16 protein-coding genes, 1 tRNA gene and 1 pseudogene are annotated in these 18715 nt (G+C 69.7%); 11 read left to right on the top strand and 7 right to left on the bottom strand.

What is annotated here, in order from left to right; all coding sequences use genetic code 11:
- Positions 1 to 27: 27 nt before the first annotated feature.
- The 3 genes and pseudogenes from GA0070216_RS00245 to GA0070216_RS35990 form a co-directional block, all read right to left on the bottom strand.
- Positions 28 to 2652, bottom strand: a complete 2625-nt coding sequence (locus GA0070216_RS00245) for a fibronectin type III domain-containing protein (RefSeq protein WP_091237226.1) — start codon at positions 2650 to 2652, stop codon at positions 28 to 30.
- Positions 2653 to 2838: 186 nt separating this feature from the next.
- On the bottom strand, positions 2839 to 3345 hold the full coding sequence (locus GA0070216_RS34285; protein ID WP_091237225.1) for a fibronectin type III domain-containing protein: 507 nt from the start codon (positions 3343 to 3345) through the stop codon (positions 2839 to 2841).
- A 2238-nt stretch (positions 3346 to 5583) separates the two neighbouring features.
- Positions 5584 to 5805: pseudogene (locus GA0070216_RS35990) on the bottom strand (tetratricopeptide repeat protein); the annotation flags it as partial.
- A 219-nt stretch (positions 5806 to 6024) separates the two neighbouring features.
- Here GA0070216_RS35990 and GA0070216_RS00230 point away from each other — a divergent pair.
- A tRNA-Leu gene (locus tag GA0070216_RS00230) sits at positions 6025 to 6108 on the top strand.
- Here GA0070216_RS00230 and GA0070216_RS00225 read toward each other — a convergent pair.
- Positions 6090 to 7799, bottom strand: a complete 1710-nt coding sequence (locus tag GA0070216_RS00225; RefSeq protein WP_091237223.1) for a recombinase family protein — start codon at positions 7797 to 7799, stop codon at positions 6090 to 6092. The genes GA0070216_RS00230 and GA0070216_RS00225 overlap by 19 nt on opposite strands.
- A gap of 1473 nt (positions 7800 to 9272) precedes the next feature.
- Here GA0070216_RS00225 and GA0070216_RS33565 point away from each other — a divergent pair.
- Positions 9273 to 10460 carry a hypothetical protein gene (locus GA0070216_RS33565; RefSeq protein ID WP_141722989.1) on the top strand — a complete coding sequence of 396 codons (1188 nt, stop codon included), beginning with the start codon at positions 9273 to 9275 and terminating at the stop codon, positions 10458 to 10460.
- 29 nt (positions 10461 to 10489) lie between these two features.
- Here the strand turns inward: GA0070216_RS33565 and GA0070216_RS35180 are convergent, their stop codons facing one another.
- From GA0070216_RS35180 to GA0070216_RS36330, 3 genes are all read right to left on the bottom strand, one after another.
- Positions 10490 to 11356, bottom strand: coding sequence for a hypothetical protein (locus GA0070216_RS35180; RefSeq protein WP_245722226.1), 867 nt, complete (start codon positions 11354 to 11356; stop codon positions 10490 to 10492).
- A complete protein-coding gene (locus GA0070216_RS00215; protein ID WP_091238707.1) occupies positions 11344 to 11928 on the bottom strand; it encodes a hypothetical protein in 585 nt (194 codons plus the stop codon). Before GA0070216_RS00215 ends, GA0070216_RS35180 begins: the two co-directional genes overlap by 13 nt.
- Positions 11929 to 12023: 95 nt before the next feature.
- Entirely contained in the window at positions 12024 to 12266 is a 243-nt protein-coding gene (locus tag GA0070216_RS36330) for a hypothetical protein (RefSeq protein WP_342670702.1), read from the bottom strand.
- Between the two features lie 618 nt (positions 12267 to 12884).
- Between GA0070216_RS36330 and GA0070216_RS00205 the strand changes: the two genes are divergently transcribed.
- The 9 genes from GA0070216_RS00205 (at position 12885) to GA0070216_RS00165 (ending at position 18715) form a co-directional block, all read left to right on the top strand.
- On the top strand, positions 12885 to 13376 hold the full coding sequence (locus GA0070216_RS00205) for an SAF domain-containing protein (RefSeq protein ID WP_245722225.1): 492 nt from the start codon (positions 12885 to 12887) through the stop codon (positions 13374 to 13376).
- 1 nt (position 13377) lies between these two features.
- Positions 13378 to 14076, top strand: coding sequence for a MinD/ParA family ATP-binding protein (locus GA0070216_RS00200; RefSeq protein WP_091237220.1), 699 nt, complete (start codon positions 13378 to 13380; stop codon positions 14074 to 14076).
- Positions 14073 to 15401 (top strand): TadA family conjugal transfer-associated ATPase, encoded by a 1329-nt coding sequence (locus GA0070216_RS00195; RefSeq protein ID WP_091237219.1) that lies wholly within the window; start codon positions 14073 to 14075, stop codon positions 15399 to 15401. Before GA0070216_RS00200 ends, GA0070216_RS00195 begins: the two co-directional genes overlap by 4 nt.
- 2 nt (positions 15402 to 15403) lie before the next feature.
- A complete protein-coding gene (locus tag GA0070216_RS00190) occupies positions 15404 to 16228 on the top strand; it encodes a type II secretion system F family protein (RefSeq protein ID WP_141722988.1) in 825 nt (274 codons plus the stop codon).
- Positions 16225 to 17133, top strand: coding sequence for a type II secretion system F family protein (locus GA0070216_RS00185; protein WP_091237217.1), 909 nt, complete (start codon positions 16225 to 16227; stop codon positions 17131 to 17133). Before GA0070216_RS00190 ends, GA0070216_RS00185 begins: the two co-directional genes overlap by 4 nt.
- A gap of 51 nt (positions 17134 to 17184) precedes the next feature.
- Positions 17185 to 17382: a hypothetical protein gene (locus tag GA0070216_RS00180; protein ID WP_091237216.1), complete on the top strand. Its 198-nt coding sequence runs from the start codon at positions 17185 to 17187 to the stop codon at positions 17380 to 17382.
- Positions 17379 to 17765: a TadE family protein gene (locus GA0070216_RS00175; protein ID WP_091237215.1), complete on the top strand. Its 387-nt coding sequence runs from the start codon at positions 17379 to 17381 to the stop codon at positions 17763 to 17765. The genes GA0070216_RS00180 and GA0070216_RS00175 overlap by 4 nt, the downstream gene beginning before the upstream one ends.
- 63 nt (positions 17766 to 17828) lie before the next feature.
- Positions 17829 to 18281, top strand: a complete 453-nt coding sequence (locus tag GA0070216_RS00170) for a hypothetical protein (protein WP_091237214.1) — start codon at positions 17829 to 17831, stop codon at positions 18279 to 18281.
- Entirely contained in the window at positions 18278 to 18715 is a 438-nt protein-coding gene (locus GA0070216_RS00165; RefSeq protein WP_091237213.1) for a pilus assembly protein TadG-related protein, read from the top strand. Before GA0070216_RS00170 ends, GA0070216_RS00165 begins: the two co-directional genes overlap by 4 nt.

The raw sequence follows: 18715 nt of genomic DNA, 5'->3' as shown, positions 1-18715 counted from the left end.
GATGCTCCTCGGCTGCGGCGGCGCGGGTCAACAGGTGGGCAGCACGGCGATGTCGTCACCGCCGGCCAGGTTGAGCCAGGCCCAGGGGATGTAGTTGCGGCCCTGGTAGTCGACCCGGACCCACCAGGTGCTTTGCTTCTGGTTGTTGTAGATCCAGGAGTCGACGTTCTCGCCCTGCCGTCGACAGTACGTCCGCAGCCGGGTGCCCGGCCTCGCCCAGCCGACCTGTTCGTCGTCATCCTGCCGGGGCACCGCGAAGACCTCGTTGCCGTTGCGACCGTCCACGTCGGAGTTGCAGTAGGTGCGCTGGTCGCCGTCCGGCCCGTTGACGCAGGTCGCCACCCCGTACAGCGGGTCGGTGCCCTGCGCCCGGGTGGCCGTGCCCTGGCCGGCGGCGTTGCTGGCCGTCACGGTCACCGTGTACGCCGTGCCCGGGGACAGGCCGGTCACCCGCAGGCTGGCGCAGCTGCCCGTCGCGGTCCTCCCCCCGGTGGCGGCGGTGCAGGTCGGCTTCCCGCCACCGGCGTCCACGGTGAACGTCACCGTCACCGACGTCGCCTCCGCCGACGAACCGGTCACCGTCACCCGGGGCACCGCCACCGTCCGCGCGGTCACCGAGGCCTCCGGCCCCGGGCCGGCCTCGTTGACCGCCTTCACCCGGACCAGCACGTTCTGCCCGTCGTCCAGCCCGCTGACCGTCGTGGCGGTGTCGGTCACCTCGCTGGTCCGCCCGCCCACGTCGACCCGGTAGCGGCTCACCGGTCGGCCGTTCGCCGCCGCCGGTGACCACTGCATCGCGATCGTGCCCGGCCGGTCGGCCACCGTGACCGCCCGCAGGTCCACCGGCTGCCCCGGAGCGGCGAACGGCACCACCGTGGCACTGACCGGGGAGGCCGCCGAGGCGGCACCCCGGTCGTTGACCGAGGTCACCGTGAACGCGTACTGCGTGCCGTACGTCAACTCGCCGGCCGGCACCACCAGTTCCGTGCGGCGCGACTCGCCGACCGGGGCGTTCGCGCCGGCCGAGGTCGCGGTGACCACGTACCGGGCGATGCGGTTGCCCTGCCCGTCGGCGGCCGGCCACCGCACCAGCACGGTGCCGTCGGCGCGGGCCAGCGCGGTGACCTCGGTCGGCGGGTCGGGCACCGCCGAGGTCGGGGTCACCGGGTTGCTGCGCCGGGCCGGGCCGTCGCCCTTCGCGTTCACCGCGTGCACCGAGAACGTGTACGTCGCACCGTTGTTCAGCTCGGTGATCTCCACGGCCCGCTGGTTCGCCCCCACCTCGTGACGTTGACCGGCGCCCTCCACCACGTACCGCAGGACGGCCGTGCCGTTCGCGGCGGCCGGTTGCCAGGCGACCCGGGCCCGCGCGTCACCGGCGGTGGCGGTGACCTGCCGGGGCGCACCGGGCTTGCCCACCCGGGGCTTCGGCGGCGGAGGCGGCGGTGGCGGGTCCGGCGGGGGGTCCCCACCCAGCACGTCGTTGGCGTACTTGTCGACGGTGCGCACCCGGTGCGTGTCGTCGACCACCCGGGCGGTGGCCGACCCCGGGGCGTTGATGAACAGGTGGTTCTCCCGCACCTCCAGCTCCCACGGGCCGGCGGCCCGGCCGGGGCGGATGGTCTCCACCAACCGCCCGCCGCCGTCGAAGGCGTAGACCGTGCCGGTGACCCCGTCGGCGCAGTAGAACCGGCCGGCCCAGGCGACGGCCGGCCCGACCCGGTCACCGCTGCCCGGCACGACGAACCGGGTGACCACCCGGCCGTCACCGACCGCGAGCACCTGCCGGTCGCCGCCGATCGTCACCGGCACCACCGGGCCGCTGGTCCGCGCCGGCAACGCGCCACCCGCGGCGGCCCCGAGCACGGTACGCCGGGTCTGCCCGGCCCGGACCGTCACCAACGTGCCGGTGGTCCGATCCAGCACCGCCACCCCGTCGTCCAGCGTGGACAGGGTCAACTCGTGGTGCGGCTCGGCCACCGGATGGGTCTCCACCCGCTGCGGACCCCGACCATCGGCCGCCCCCGACACCGGCCCGGACGGCAGCGCGGCGGCGGTGACCGCCGAGACGGTGCCCTCCGTCGGCACCGCGATCCACAGCCGGCCCCGACCGTCGAACGCACCGGCCGTGATGCCGGGCGGAAAGAGCACCGGATCACCCACCGGCACCAGCGAACGGGGGTCGAGTTGGCGTACCACCCCCCGCACCGCGTCCACCACGAACGCGGCATCGTCGTGCAGCACCACGTTGACCCCGAGGCCCGGCGTGGTGGGGGTGGTCGCGGTGATCTGGAGGGTGGCCAGGTCGAGCGCGCTGACCTGACCGCTCTCCAGGTCGCGCAGGATCAGCAGCCGGTCGGTCTGGGTGACCTGCACCGGATGCTGCCGGGCCCCGGGGACCTCCTTGCGGGTGTCCACCCGGGCGGTGATCCCGTTGACCCGGGCCAGCTCGCCCCGGGCGCTGCTCCACAACCAACTGCTGGCGTCGAAGCTGGCCAACGCATCCTCGGCGGCGCCCCGGCCGAGCAGGGTGAGCCCCAACGCCGCCACCAACGCGGCCACCGTACCGACCGTGACCAGCCCGCCGCGTAACCGGGAGCGTCGGCGGGACGTGCCGGCGTCGACGCTCGCGGCGTCGTCGATGCTGGCCACAGCGGGCTGCCCTCCGTCCGGTGGCCCGGGCGGCGTGCCGGGTGTCCGGCCGCCTCCCCTGAACCGTGGGACATCATATGGGCCACTCCGGGACGAGGAAACCCGTACCGTTCCACTGCGGACACCCAGCGTGCCCGGCTCGACGGGTGCTGCGCGGCGTCGCGCCGCAGGTGGGCGGGGCCCCGGTCAGCCGCTCGGCGACGGCCTGACCCGGTCGGTGCAGACCTGGCCGGAGGTGGCGAACGCGTCCGTCGAGTAGACCGCCAGCACGGTGAAGCAGTAGTCCACCTCGGCGTTCAGGCCGTTGACCGTGAAACTGGTCTGTCCGGGGTCGACGGTGGCCATCACCCCGAGCGCCCGCCCGGTCCGTCCACCCGCGACCATGAACGGCACCGACCCGTCGCTCGGATCGGACCAGGTGACCGTGATGGTGGCGGCGTCGTCGCGCAACTTCAGGTCACCGGGGGCGGGGCCCGCCGTCTGCCGGGGCGCGGTGTCGGTCGACCGGGTCGGCCCGTCCGCGTTCCGGTCCAGGGTCACCGCCCCGATCGTGCCTCCGGCGGCCAGCAGCACCACCACCCCCGCCACCACGGCCACCGTCCGGCCCCGTCCGCGCGGCTTCGCGTCCCGCACCGGGTACGACGGCGTCAGCTCGGGATATCCGGTCCCCGGCACCGACGGCGGTACGCCCATGTCTGCGGTGGGCCCCCCGTCCGGCCCCGGCAGCGACCCGGAACCCTGTCCTCCTGCTCCCGGTGCCGGCGCTGATCCTGCTCCCGCTTCCGGTGCCGGCAGGACGGTGCGTGACGGGTCCGGTTCCGCTCCGCTCCGCGTCGGCGGGGCGTCGGCGGCGGGGTACCCGCCGCCGAGACCCTCGCGGTTTTCGGCGGGCCACGCGGGGACGCTCGCGCCCCAGGCGCCGGTGTCCAACGGCGGCGGGAAATCGTCCGGCGGACGCCGTGGCGGTCGGGACCCCGCCGGGTCGGGCGGGGCCACCACGGACGGACCATCGACCGGGTACGCCGGGTCCGGTGGCCCGGACGGCGCACCGGCCGGCTCCGGCGGAGCGCTCATCGGTGCTGGTACCGGTGCCGGGGTGGCCACCGGCGTCGGCGCTGCCGCGTCGGCCGATGGTGTCGGTGGCGGCGATACCGGCCCTGCGTGCGGTGCCGGCCCTGCGTGCGGTGCCGGGACCGGCGGGCTCGGTGCCGGTGGTGGGGCCGGCGCCTCCGGTGGCGGTGCCGTGCGCGCTGCCGGTGCCGGTGCCGGTGCAGCTGGTGCTGCCGGCGGAGCTCCTACCGCCGGGCGTGCGGTCGGTGCCGGCGGCCGAGCGGGTTCGGTGGCCGACCCGACGGTGGTCGGTGTGCCGGGCGGGGCCTGGCGGTCCGACGCGACGGTGGTCGGTGCACCGGGCGAGGGCTGGTGGTCCGGTGCGACGGTTCCCGGGGCCCGGGTGGGGTCGTGCTCCGGCTCCTCCAGCAAGGGCCCGAGCTGCTGAACCTGCACCGTCGGTCGGTCCCAGCCCGGTGCCGGCAGGGCCCCGGCACGGGGCGGTGCGGACGGGGCGTCCGGCGTGCCGCTCGACGCCGCGCGCGCGGTGGTCGGGTCGGTCACCGGCCCCGGCGGGGCGATGCCTGCCGGGGTGGGGTCACCCTGCCCACGGTTGGCGGCGGGCGCACTGGCGTCCTCCGGGGAGGTGCGGGGTGCGGGGAGTCGGGTGGACTCGGCCATCTGTTCCGGTGTGCCGGTCGGTCGCGACGGTGTGCCGGCCGCCCCGACGGAGGACCCCGCCGGGGCGGCCGGCGTGGCCGCAGGGCGTCCCGGACCGGCGACGTCGGTGTGCCCACCGGGTGGGGCGGGCGGGAGCACGGTCGGCTGGCCGTGCCGGATGGGCGGGCCGGCGGGGAGCGTGGTCGGCCGGCCAGGGCTGGACGGCGACCCGGCGGGGAGCACGACCGGCTGGCCGTGGTGGGCGGGCGGGCCGGGGGGTGCCGTGGGCGGCTGGGCGGGGTGCCGTGCGGGTGGGAACGCCGCCGCCGGGTCGGGCTGCCCCGGTGGGACCGGCGACGGCTGGCGGTGCGGCGCAGCGGGGGGCGGCGGTGCCGCAGATAACGGCTGGCCCGGTGGTGGGGCGTGTGGGGGTAGGACAGGTGGCGGTGGGGCGGCGGGTGGTGTCCGGAGGTGCGGTGGCGCCCAGGGTGAGGTGGCCGGCGCACCACCCGAGACCGGCGTGGGTGACGGAGCCGGTGGCGCCGAGTGTCGTCGGGGCGGCGGCGGCCCGGGGGGCACGACGGGGGACGCCGCGACCGGGGGCGGCGGCGAGGACGCCGGTGCCTCGGGCTGCGGTACGGATGTCGGATGGGACCGGGGCGGGGCGGGCCGGTGAGCGCCCTGCACGCCGTACATCTGGCGGGGTAGTGGCACCCGGGGCTCGGCCGTCGGTGCGGGGGTTACCGGTGCGGGAGCCTGCCCCGGGTGCGGCGTGCGCACCTGCTGGTCGGAGGGGGTGGGCGGGCCGCCAGGGGCCGGCGGACCGGGCACGGAGGTGGGTGGCGCGGAGGTGGGGCGGGAAGCCGGTGGCACGGCACCGGGCCGGGGCGCCGGGGTGGGAGCACGCCCCCGGTGGGGAACCACCGGAGGGACACACCCGGGCGGTCCCGGCGGCGGTGCGACCGGTCCCGGCGTCGGCGTCGCCGGAAGCGGGACCCCAGGGGCAGGAGGGCTCGCGGCGATTCCCAGGTACTGACGGGCGGCCCGTACGGCGGGATGCTGCTCGCCGAGCACGGCAGGCCCCGCAGTGGCGACCCGGGTGTAGTTGCGGCGGGCCTCGTGCCGGTTGCCCAACTCTTCGGCGACCCCGGCCAGGTCGAAGGCCAGCGCCAGCATCAGTGGGTCGGCCGGATTCCACCGCCGCTCGCCGGCGGCGTAGGCCTCCTCCAGCACCCGCCGGGCGGCAGCCGGTTCGTCGGCCTCCCGGTGCAACCTCGCGAGCAGGTGTGCGGTGCCCATGATCTCCGGGTGGTCCTCGCCGTACGCCGGGCGTGCCGAGGCGATCGTGTCGGCGAGCAGCTGGCGGGCCACCGACAGGTCACCGGCGGAACGTAGGGCGAGGGCCCGGTGCTGGACTGCGGCGAGGGGTGAGGGTGCGGACACGCAAGCAATGCTGCCGCCTGACCGGGTCCGGACGCTACCCGCCCGGTGCAGCCATCCGGAACGGGCCTCTGACCTGCGATGATCCAGTACCCGGCGGCGGCCTGGGCGGTGATGTGCATGATCCACACAGGCCGTGTACAGTAATGCCCCGTGCGGCCCACCAAGGCGGCTGACCGGGGTGAAAGCCACCGGAGTCGACACGGTAGGCTGAACGGGCAAGTCCGGGTGGCGGAATGGCAGACGCGCTAGCTTGAGGTGCTAGTGCCCGTATAGGGCGTGGGGGTTCAAGTCCCCCCTCGGACACGAACCAAATCCCAACGGTGTGCGCCAAGATCGACTATGGCGTGCACCGTTTGTGTTTCATCGTTGTAGGTCAGCCGAAGCTGGAGAGCCCGGTACAGGGCGAGCTTCTGCTCAGGCTCAGCTTCGGCGAGGGCTCCGGCGATATCGCCCAACTCGGCGACCAGCGAGGCGATCTGATCAGCGGTCATCGCCTCGACGGGCTTGGCTTTGGAAGCTGGTGAGTGCGCCGCGAGCGCCTGGTCCCGCTGCTGTTCCGCCTCGGCGATCCAGGTGGCCACCACGGCTGGGCTGGCCCCTTCGTCGAGGGCTTGCTTGTACCGAGCGATCTTCTTGTCGAACTCGGCGCCGAGGCTGCGTCCTGGCCGCTGCTTGGGGAGTGCCGCTTGCTCGGGTGTGTCGAGTTGTTGAACAAGCAGTTCGATGGTCTGGTCGCGGTTTGACGGATCGAACGCTGAGGCGATCCAATCATCGATATGACCGATGACAAGATCTTCCCGCATGATCGCGTTTTTCGGGTGGTCGACGCGGTTGGCAAGCGCGTATTCGGCGGGGTATCGGCACCTGTAGTAGGCGACGCCATGGGAGTGCTGTCCCTGCATCCGCCGGTCGCACGTGGAGTGATAGAGGATGCTCTTGAAGACGTAAGGGTGTCTCGTGCGGTGTGGTTTGTGCGCCGCCGGTTTGTGCGCCCTCGATCCGAGAAGGTCGCGAGCGGCGCTGAAGACCTCCTCGGTCACAAGCGGCTCGTGCACGACCTCCTGTGAGATGATCCATTTTTCCCGTGGATTCCAACGCATCACGGGCATGTGCCCGAGAGCGACATCGTCTACGTCCACGAGCACTTCGTCGGTTCGCTGCTTGTTCCAGACCTCGCGGCCGGTGTAGCGCGCGTTCGTGAGGATCACGCGGACCGCGCTCTTGGCCCAGGCTTGACCGTCGCGATGTGGGTTGCGAGCACGGTCATAGGCTGACGGGGAGAGGATCCCTTCACCGGACAGGGCTTCTGCAATGGCGAAGATGCCGTTGCCGTTGAGGAAGTCGCGAAAGATGCGCTGCACAACGGGGGCGGTCTGAGGATCGGGCGTCAGTCCGTGCAGACGTTTACCGTCGGCAGCCTTCTGCGGATTCGGGTGGGGACCAAGGTCTTTCAGGGCGTAGCCGTACGGTGGGCGCCCACCGAGGTAGCGGCCCTGCATCTGCACCTGCGTTGCCATGGCACTGCGCACACGTACCTTCACGCGCGTGCGCTCGCCCTTGCTCATGCCACCGAAGACCGACATGACCAGGTCATGGGCCTCGTTGTCCGGGTCGATCGGGCCGCCCACCTCGGGCACCCACAGTCTCACGCCGAAATGAGCGAAGACCGGGATGGTAAGGCCGTACTGGTTACCGTAGAAGGCGCGATGAGGCTCTCCGATAACCACATTGTCAAAGCCTCGGTTGGGGTCTCGCAGGGCTGCGAGTAGCCGACCTGCTTCGGCTCGGCGTGGCCACGGGATGGAACGGCTGTCGCCGACATCGAAGAAGCTATCGACTATCTGCCCGCCAGCAGGTCTGATGAGATTGTCGGCAAGCGTTGATTGCCAGTTGTACGAAGACTCGGGATCTTGATTGTCTTCTGTCGAAACCCTGCCGTAGAAGGCGAAGCAATGCGCGTAGCACGAGCTTCCGAGAAGGTGATGTGTGCTCATTCAGACTCCATCTGTCGGATGTTTTTCAAGGTTCTGCGCCTGTCTCGGACGTCGAGTAGCAGGCGTAGCAGTGCCGTGGCGGCCGGTGGGTCAAACGTGGGTGGCACGTCGGGCAGGATGACGCATAGGGTCTCAGGATTGTGTTTCTGTCCGTTTGTATTGTAGTTCTCATTGGTCGGTTCGCAGTGTTCGGGTTCACTATTCAATCTGTTTCCTGCCGGTGCTGGCGGCGCTCTCGCGCCCAGTGATCGAGTCATGGGGAACCTCCTTTTCGCCTTCGATGCGGCACGAATAAGCCGACCGAGCAGGCGCTCGATCGGCTTGTGTGGTGGATCGTTATGTTGTCGATAAGGCAAGGCCCTGCCGAGAACGGGGGATCTCGGCAGGGCCCTGTCTAATTGACCTCCTGCGTGGTCGCGAATCCTTGAGTATTGTAGATCGTTGTTGCGTCACGGTGGGTGCTCGGATCACGAGGAATCAGTGGTTGGGGCTTGTCTCGCTCTGTGATTGAGGGCTTGGTCAACGAGGTAGGTCCGCGGTGGCGGGTAGTAGCATGACCGTCTCCGGCCGCCGCTAGCCGGGCAGGGCTGCGTGGCGCGCGGGGGTCCGGCTCCGGACCCTTCGCCTATGTGGTGGTCTGCCTGAGGCGCCACCCGCAGGCGTTGACGGACGCCACCGTCCGTGTCCGTCGGCCGATCGCGGGTCGAGCAGGTTGAGGCCAGTTCGTGTCCAGCAAGGCCTCTGACTCAACACCACTCAAAGCTCTGATTGTCTGCGATCCACCGGTTAGCTGCTATTCAACGGCGAGACACGTCCGGGCTCGGTGCATTGTTGTCACCCAGGCCAGCCGCTGGATTGGTCGACCTTCTCCTGGACGCCCCATGGGCATGCAGGTCGTCGCCGATGGCGGCTGCCAGGGGACACCGGCGGCGTGATCACACCCCCAGGCCCGAGCAGCGCAAACGCCAGCCCTCCCTGCCGCCGAGCGTCATCACCGCCCACAGGGCGTCCCGCAAACGGCACTCACAGCGCGTCCGGGTCAAGCACGCCGTTGGACACTTCGAGTGCTGGCGGATCCTCGGCCGCTACCGCAGCCGCCGCGATCCTCGAGAGCACCGGCACGCCGACGACCTTGCTCAGCCTCGGACCCGGCCTAGCCGCAGGTGGGCCCTATCCGGGGCTTCAGAGCAGTGTGGGCTCGCCATCGTCTTCGGTAGTAGGCCATCTCGCTCGACAAGGGCTGGCCTAAGTGGTTGGCTTGACCTGCTCTTGCACTACGAACCCCTCGGTCCAAGGTAGAAGATGTCGTCAAACATTGAAACTCCTCCTCTGACTCTAATTGTCGAAACGCCAAATGGTATAGCGGTAAGGCATGTTCCGAACGCTAGCCCCTTAGTGGAAGGAATTCCCCGAGGGGACGCGGCAGAAGACGCAACCCGTTCGGCCGCCGCGCGATGGGGCTTGCCTGATTTCGTGTACCGCCCAGTGATCCGACAGTTGGGATCAGGCGGCCGAGAGCTGGGCGACGGAATCCTGTTGGCGGGAGCGCGTGCTGTTGTTGTGCAGGTTAAGAGCCGGAGCCTCCCCGAAGGGGAGCTTGTCAAAGAAGCCAATTGGATTCAGAAGAATGGTTTAAAGGCTTTCAAGCAAGCGCGCGGAACTGTGCGTTCTCTACGTGGCGCGCCGGCCACACTCGTGAACCTGCGGGGCAGGGAGGTAGACATCGATGGAACCCGGTACAAGTGGCTGTCGGTAGTCGTCATTGACCACCCGGTATGTCCCGATGATGTGGTCGTTTGCAACCCATTCCCTGACCTTCCTGCCGTTGCTCTTACTCGCCGTGACTGGGAGTTCCTGTTCACTCAGTTGCGATCGACACATGCGGTCGTTGATTACATCTCACGAGTAGCCGACCAGAGCCCGGTTGCGCTCGGCCGCGAACCCGTACGCTATTATGAGCTTGCTCAGGCAGATGAGGACGCTACGCCTGAAGATCTGGCACCGGAGGTTGTTGGTAAGGGCAAGCGATATTCCGCTCCGCTGTTACCGAAGGCGCCTGCGGGAGCGGAGGACATTCATTCGCACTCCTTATTGAGGATTATTTTGGAGGACATCGCCACTAGTCCTCTCCCTGGCAACGCGGCTGAAGCTGACCGCGTCGGGGTTCTTGCTGAGATTGACCAATTGCCGGTGCAGCAGCGAACCGAACTGGCTCGCGCGCTCCTTGTCATGCTTGACGAGGTTGCTAAAGCTCCGGAAGGTCATGTCATGTGGCGGATGCGGACCTTCCGCTTTCCCCCGGGGAAGCCACAGCTTATATTCATGGCGAGCAACAAACTTGATGAGAGTGTTCGGCACGGCTTCTCGGCTTTTGTGATGATGCGGCATCATGAGTTTGGAGAATCTACCGGCACCACGGAGGAGTTAGCTTCGGTGGGTGTCCTGTTAACTCCTCGCTCCGATGGCTTGAGGCCTTGGGATACGACTATGGTGCGAGTTTCGGGCATGGTGGAATTCGAGCCGGGTGAACTGGAGGCGATTCAAGAGCTCTGGTCTGGTTCCAGAATTGTTGGCTCACCCACTCGGCCTAGGAAGAAGTGGACCTCGAAGGCGAAGCGTTCCGCGAAGGGGAAGGAGAAGCGCAGTAAGCGAAAGCGGTAAGACTACATCTGCCTGGGAGCGGTACGGACCTAGCTCGTGATAACCGCTCGCAACTCAGTGACGGTGACGTTGGCACTCGTCGTGGTGGTGATGTTGGGTTCGGTACCGGAGAAGCCGCCGCCGCTCCAGCTAACGTCCCACGTGGCTACGGCTCGGACCGTGAACTTGCCGCCAGGGCTGTCAGCCGACGTCGTGCTGTAGGTGTGACCGCAGGTCGGTGACGGTGCTGTGGGGCTGGTCGAGGCGGTCCATCGGGTGCCGGGACCGGTGCAGACGGTGTTCCTGCCATCACCCGCGTACCAGGTGATCTTCCGTGGGACCGCCCTGGCGGTGATGGTGAGGCCGCCGGCCGAGGCACTCGCGGTCTGCGTTTGCCACCAGCCGGGCTGCACCCACCACCAGACAGGAACGTGGACGAACTGCTGCGTGGTGAGCGCCGGGCTGGCCGCGATGACCGGCCGCGGTATGGCGAGGTTGTCCATGGCTTGCTGAGTGATGACGCCGAGGGCTGCAGGAGGTTGGAACAGTGTGACGACGCCCCAGCCCGTCATATCGCCGGTCGCCGGGTCGATGCACGACTTGATCCACTGGTTGGCGGGCAGGAATCCTCCTGCGTCCTTGCCGTAGTAGCAGCTGTCGCTGCCCAGCCACCCGAAGCCGTTCTGGCACTCGACGACCTCGGCGCCGATCTTGCAGACGACATTGCCGCCGCCGCCACCGGTGCTACCCCCGCCAGCACCGGTGTAGGTGACCGTGACTGTGCATCGAGAATCGGCTGGCGTCGCCTGGCAGTCGACGCCACCCCATTGGTCTGCCTGTGCTGGAGCCGCGACCGCGACCATCATCGCCAGAGCTGCGGCGATGGTCGCCAGCAGGCGCGGCGCTAGAGCTTGCATGACCCCACCCCCCTGATGGTTACCGAGGTGACCTTCCACTCCCCGTTGATTCGCTCGACGTCGGCGAGGACGGCTCGCAGGCCGCCCGGGGAGTCCTTGTATGGGCTGCCGTCGGCCTTGAAGCGTTCGGTCTTGCTGCTGTCCATGCAGTCCTGCACGGATGCCTTTGTCGGCGCCGTCGGTGGCGCCAGCGAGGCGACCTGTGGGTGAAAGATGGTCTGCCCGCGGCCGAGAAGCCCCTGTTCCTTGCTGGCCTGCAAGCCCGCGACCAGCTTGGTCAGGGCGGCTCCGGTGGCGTACCTGGGCAGATCCGGGTGTGCCGGGTCACTGGCTGCGCTGGCCTTCTCGAAGGCGGTCTGCATGCCGACATATGCGTCGATCACGTGCTGCTTGGCCTGGTCGGCGGTCTCGGCCGCCGCGGCCGCCGCGGCCGAGGGGCTCGCCGCCGCGGATGTCGGCACCGCCGAAGCGGGAAGCGTGGTCGGTGGATTGTCGTCGTGTGTGCACCCGGCAAGCAGCACCGTGAGTGCCGCTGCCGAGCACAGTCCTATCAGAATGGTTGTGCGTTTCATGTTGCCCTCCAACGCGAGAGGCCCCGAGCTTCGTTCCTACCTCAGGGCTTGGCGGCGCGCTACCGACAGTTGTGTACGTACACGCTGTCAGTGCCTTACGCCGCGCGTTCCGCCCGCTGCCGCGTGTGGATCGAGCAGCTGCCGTCGCACGCGTCTTCGGGAAGGTGAACGTGCGCGTAGACCGCGGCGATGGCCTCGTAGGTCGCCAGGGAGTCCCGGCCCAGGTCGGTCAGGGCGTAGGTGTTGATGACGCGGCTGCCAGAACTTTTGCTGTCCGCCCGGACGAGGCCGGAGCGGGTGGCCCTGTGGAGGCTACGCGTCAATGCGTTGTCGTCCACGTGCTCACCGATGTGTGTCTCAAGCCGTGCGTGAAGCGCCCGGTACCTGCTCGGCTGTTCGGCCAAGACCGCGAGGACCGCTGGGTCCCAGCGGAAGCGGAACAGGTCGGCAATCCGGACTAGGGCATCGATGTCAATCTCTATCCCCCCATGTGCAAGTTTCGAGCGAGTTGCCACCGTGACATTCGTCGATCAAGAGCGGCAAATCATATCGCCGGTCATGCCTTGGAGGGCAAGGCAATCGCTCCGTTCGGCCGACTGGCCATCGACTCTACGGGCTATGACGAGTCCGGACATGTCCTGACCTGCGAACTTGCGTCGTACTAGCTCGTGGCGCACGGGCGCGACGAACGTACAGATTGTACGTAGAGGCCCTACGTACTCACTTGTCCGTGGCGACAACTCTCCGCGCTCGGGTACGACAAAGATTCGGACTTTTCACGGGGGCGATAAACCATGACTGCGGCAGTCGAGACGCGTAGGGCTACACCGGCACGGCCGACCATAAATGGGACGGCGCAGCCGAAGCGACGCTGGTCGCTATTTGTGGGTGGATTCTTACTGGTCTTGTTGTGTGCGGGCATCTTCGCTGTTGTCCAGCTGGGTGGTGACGCCCGTGTGCAGGTGCTTGCGGTCGCCCGGCCCGTAGCGGCCGGGCAACCCATCAGCGCCGACGATCTACGGATCGTCGGGGTGGTGCCCGACCCGAGCGTGCCGCTGGTGCGTGCGGGACTGGCGCAGCAGGTGATCGGCCGTAGCCCTGCGGTTCCGCTGGTTGCGGGCACGCTGCTGTCGGAGTCGCAGCTTGGCCCGGCCAGCTGGCCCGATGCCGGACAGGCCGTGGTCGCCACGGCTCTAAAGCCGGGCCGTGTCCCGGCGGGCATCGCCCCCGGAAGTCACGTGCTGGCGGTGACGGTCGCCAAGGAAGGCAGCCCGGAAGCTGCGGGTCTTCCTGCGGCGCCGGTGTCGGTACCGGCCACGGTGGTTGAGGTCGTGCCGGGCGTGGATGGCTCGGGCACCACCGTCGTCTCGCTCCTGCTGGCCCGTGACGACGCAACGAAGCTGGCCGGGGCGGGTTCGGAGCTGTCCCTCGTCGTGGTCGCGGGCTGACATGTTGGTCGCTGTCGCATCCGTGAAGTCAGGCGGGGCAACCACTGTCGCCGCCACGTTGGCGGCGGTATGGCCTGGCGAGTCCGCGCTGCTGATCGAGGCCGACCCGGCGGGTGGCGACCTCGGCGGCTGGCACCGGCTCCCGGACAATCCCGGCCTGGCGTCCCTGGCCAACGCCTGCCGTACAGGTCAGGTCGACCTGTCCGAGCACACCACTCGGCTGCCGTTCGGCGTCGACGCGGTGCTCGCTGCCGCCGGCCGCCCGCAAGCCAGCGCGGCGATCGGGCTGCTGGCCGACACCGAGCCCGCCCGGTGGGCCAAGGAACGCCCCACCCTTGTGGACGTCGGCCGTCTGGAGCCCGGCTCACCTGCCTTGCCGTTGCTGGAGTTGGCGGACGCGGTGCTTGTCGTGGCCGGCGGCGATGTGCTGTCGCTTCTGCGGGTGGCCCTGGCGGAGATACCGGTTGAGCGGGCGCAACTGGTCACGGTCGGTCCGCTCGCCTACGCGCGTGACGACCTCGATGGGCTGCCCATGCCGCTGGTCGCGCAGTTGCCGTGGGACCGCCGCAGCGCCGAGGTCATCGCCGGTACCCGCCGCGCCCGCCAAGCATGGACCCGCGTGGACCTGCCCGCCACCGCGCGAGCGCTGGCACTGTCCCTCGCCACACAAGCCCATCCCGCAGGAGGTGACCACCGATGACTATGCCGTCGACCAGCGTCCTACCCGAGACCGAACTCGTCGCCGACCTACGCGCCCAGGTCGCCCAGGCTCTGGCCGGGCACGCCGGGGGCGGCCCGCTGCCCGCCGCCGAACGGCGCAGGCTGGCCGAGCAGTACACCGGCGAAGCGCTCGACACCCACGCCCGACAGGCGTTGGACGCAGGGCGGGCACCGCTGTCGGCCAGCGTCGAGGCACGGGTGGCCCGCGCGGTCATCGACCACATCATCGGCGCGGGTGGCCTGCAGCAACTGCTCGACAACCCCGACATCGAAAACGTGCACGCCAACGGCTGCGACGAGGTGTTCATCAAGTTCACCGGCGGCAAAGCAGAGGTCGGCCCGCCGATCGCCGAAACCGACGAGGCGCTGATCGAGATGATCCGGGCGCTGGCCACCGAGGTGGCGTTCGGCGACGACTTCTCCGGCCGCGGTGAGGAACGCACCTTCGACCGGACCAGCCCAGTCCTGGATATGCGGATGCGAGACGGGTCCCGGCTGTGCGCCGTCATGTCGGTGTCACGCCGCCCGGCGCTGTCGATCCGCCGCCCCACGATGATCAACGCCGATCTCGATGACCTGGTGGCCAAGGGCACCCTCGATGAGCCGCTGTGCCGGGTGATCCAGGCCGCGATGCGCGCCAAGTTGAACGTGATCTTCTCGGGCGGCACTAACACCGGCAAAACCACTCTCGCCAGGGCAGCCGCTCGTGCGATCCCGCCGCAGGAGCGGCTGATCACGATCGAGGACAGCTTCGAGCTGGAACTCCATGATTCCATCGCCCATCCGAACGTCACCGCGTTGCAGGCCCGCCGCCCGAACCTCGAAGGGGTCGGAGCAGTGTCGATGTCTGCCCTCGTTCGCACCGCGCTGCGGATGGACCCCGACCGAGTCATCGTCGGTGAGGCCCGCGGCGACGAAGTGATCGACCTCCTCAAAGCCATGAGCCAGGGCAACGACGGGTCCTTCGCCACCGTGCACGCCAGCTCCAGCGTCCAGGCGTTCACCCGGCTGATGATGTACGCCGTCCAGGCCCCGGAACGGCTGACGTTCGAAGCCAGCGCCATGCTGATCGCCGAATCATTGAACCTGGTCGTCCAGCTCAACTGGTCCCCGGACAAGACCCGCGTCGTGTCGAGCGTCCGGGAGGTGGTGGGGTTCGACGGCCGCGACGTGATCTCCAACGAGGTGTGGAAGCCCGGCCCCGGCCAGCGGGCCGTGCCGAACACGCCGCTGCGCACCGACACCTTGGACCGGCTGGAAGCCGCCGGGCTCGACCCACACATCATCGACCGGGTCGGGTGGTAGTGGTGGCTGCACTCGCTGCACTGCTCGGCGCGGGCGTCGGCCTCGGCCTACTGGCCATGCTCGCCGGTCTGCGCCGTCGCGCCGTCGCCGACCGGCCTCGTCCGGCCAGATTTCGGCTCACCCGTGAGCAGGTGATCAGGGCCGCTGTAGCGCTGGTCGTCGCGGCGTTGGTAGGACTGCTGACCCGGTGGCCGGTCGGAGCGATCCTGGCCGGGATCGCCGCCTACGCCCTGCCCATTGCTCTGGGCACCGACAAGACCGCCGCGCGAGCCCTGGCCCGTACGGAGGCCATCGCGATGTGGGCGGAGATGCTGCGCGACAACCTGGCCGCAGCCGCCGGTCTGGAACAGGCCATCCTCGTGACGGCTCCGTACGCGCCGGCCGCTATCAAGGACGAGATCGCCGAACTCGCCGCCTCGATCCGGCTGGGTCAGCGGCTCCCGGTCGCGCTCGGCGAGCTGCGCGAGCGGCTCGACGACCCGACCGGCCGTCTGGTGGTCCGGGCGCTGATCCAGGCGTCGACCCGCCAGTCCCGGCAGCTGGCCGAGTTGCTGACCGAGCTGGCCAGCCGTGCTCGTGCCCGTGCCACCCTCCGGCTGAAGATCGCCCCGGGTCACGCGAAGATCAAAACGAACGCGCGGGTCATCACCGGGTTCACGATCGCGATGGCGGTCGGCCTCGTGGTGCTCAACCCGGCCTTCCTCCAGCCCTACAGCAGTTTTGCCGGTCAACTGGTCCTCGTCGCGGTCGGCGTCGTGTTCGCCACTGGCTTCCTCGGCATCGCCCGCCTGGCCAAGGTCGGGGTCGCCGAAGGAGCGAGCCGATGATCACCGCTGTTGTGCTCGGTCTGGGTACTGGCCTCGGGCTGGCGATGCTGGCCGCGTACGCGTTCCCACCTCGGCTCACCCTCGCACAGGCGTTCGCCGTGCTGCACCCACCCACGACCGGTAGGACGATCATGGTGCGGCCGGTCATCGCACCGGACGAGGCCGGGCGGCTGGCCTCGGTCGGGCGCCCGTTCGTGCCGCTGCTGGTCCGCCTCGGCCTGCCCCGTGCCAGCGTTCGCGCCGATCTGGGCATCTGCGGCCGGGAACCGGCCCGGCACCTGGCCGAGCAGGCAGCCATGGCACTGCTGGGCCTGTTGATTCCGCCCGCGTTCGCCGCCCTGGTAACCCTCGGCGGCACGCCGATCGGCTGGCAGCTGCCGGTATGGGCGTCGCTGATCCTCGCCGCGCTGGGCATGTTCGTCCCAGACCTGGCCCTCGCCTCCGAGGCGGTCAAGCGGCGGGCCGAGCTGCGCAACGCCGTCTCGGCGATGCTCGACCTCGTCGTCATCTCTCTGGCCGGCGGCGCAGGGGTCGAACAAGCCCTGCGCGACGCCACCGACGACGCCGAAGGCTGGGCGCAGCAGGCATTGCGTCAGGCCGTCGAAGCCGCGCACCTGCGGCGGCGCCCGCCGTGGCAAACCCTCGGCGAACTCGGCGAAACCACGGGCATGACCGCGTTGGCAGAGCTGTCGGCGGCGCTGTCGATGGCGGGCAGCGAGGGAGCCCGGATCAAGGCCACCCTGTCAGCCCGGTCGGCGGCGCTGATGACCCACCAGCTCGCCGAAGCCGAAGCCGCCGCCGCCTCGGCCACCGAGCGCATGGTGCTGCCCCTGGTCCTGCTGCTCGGCGGATTCATGATCTTTTTGATGTTCCCCGCGTTCGCCACGATTTTGGGCGCGTTCTAGCTCGACCGGTTCAGAAGGGCTGGACCGGCTAAACCCCACGGGAGGAACGAGATGATGATCAATCAGCTGGCCGCCTACGTCACCGTCGCCGCTTTGGAGGTTCGTGACCGGTCGCGTCGGCGTACCCCCGACGGCGGCTACTCCACCGAGGCCATCGCTGTGACCGCTTTTCTCGTCGCGCTCGCCCTGGCGGCGCTGGCGATCCTAGGCCCGAAGGTGCTGGCAAAGATCCGGGGCGTCACGCTGTGACTCGTTCGGCGCCCCGGCGCCGACGGGACAGAGGGGCGGCCAGCGTTGAACTGGTGCTGGCCACCCCTCTGCTCGGACTGCTGCTGATGGCCGCCGTGCAGTTCGCCTTGTGGCAGCACGCCAGTCACATGGCCCAGGCCGCCGCCAACGAAGGCGTGCAGACCGCACGCGCCTTTGGCAGCAACGCCGCCGCCGGGAAGACCGACACCGAAGCGCTGCTACGTGACCTGTCCGGCGGCGCGCTGTCGGGCACGTCGGTCACCGTGAGCCGCAGCACTACCAGCGCGACCATCACGATCACCGGCCGAGCCCCCTCGGTGATCCCGGGCCTGACATTCCCGGTCGACGTCACCGTCACCGCACCCGTCGAGCGCGTGCCCTAGAGGGGTCACGCCGGACCGGGATTCCTGAAGGTTCTTACAGCGCAACCGGAGGAGGTACGTCCCATGTCGAGCGCCGTGTACGGCAGCCTGCGCGGTGTCGGCCGCCGCCTTCGCGTGGCCGGCGACCGCGGCTCGGTCACCAGCGAGATGGTCGTCTTCGTCGTGCCGTTCCTCATCGTCATGGCAATGTTCGTGGTCTTCTGCGGCCGGGCCGCCTCGGTGGCCATCGACGCGCACGCCGTGGCATCGGCGGCGGCCCGCGCCGCCGCCGACGCACCGACTCCGGCCACCGCCCGTACCGCCGCCACCAGAGCGGCCAACGCCATGGCGTCGGGCAGCAGGTTCAACTGCACAGCGACTACCGACACCGGCCAGTTCCGGCGAGGCGGATCGGTCACGGTCCGGGTGGCCTGCGTCATGCGGATGGACGACCCCGGCCTACCAGGCGTCGGCGCGACCAAGACCGCCAACGCATCGGCCACCGAACCGATCGATATCTACCGGGCGGGGACATGAACACCAGCAGCGCCAGGCGGCGAGCCCGCCGCTCTGCCCAACGAGCCGACCGGGGCGCGGTGACCGCGTTCACCGTCGTGTGGCTGGTCGCCGCGCTCCTGCTCGGCGGTCTGGTCCTGGACGCCGGCCTCGCCGTGTCGACCAAGGTCAACGCCCGGTCGGTGGCCAACGCAGCAGCCCGCGCCGGAGCCCGCGAACTCGACGTGGCCGCCCTGCGCACCACGGGCGTGGTCCGGCTGGACCCGGCCAAGGCACGCACCGCCGCCGCGAGCTGGATCGCCCGCGCCGGGCTGCCCGGCACCGTCACCGTCACCGCGACCACGGTCACCGTCAGCGTGACCACCTCCCGGCCGACGCAGCTGCTCGGCCTCGCCGGGATCGGCAGCATCGCTGTTCATTCCACCGTGACCGCCGACGCCATCGTCCCCAATTGA

Origin of the sequence: Micromonospora matsumotoense, from assembly GCF_900091525.1 — a bacterium.
GTDB lineage: Bacteria > Actinomycetota > Actinomycetes > Mycobacteriales > Micromonosporaceae > Micromonospora > Micromonospora matsumotoensis.
Note: the sequence above shows the minus strand (reverse complement) of the source record. Positions and strands in the feature narration are given on the sequence as shown.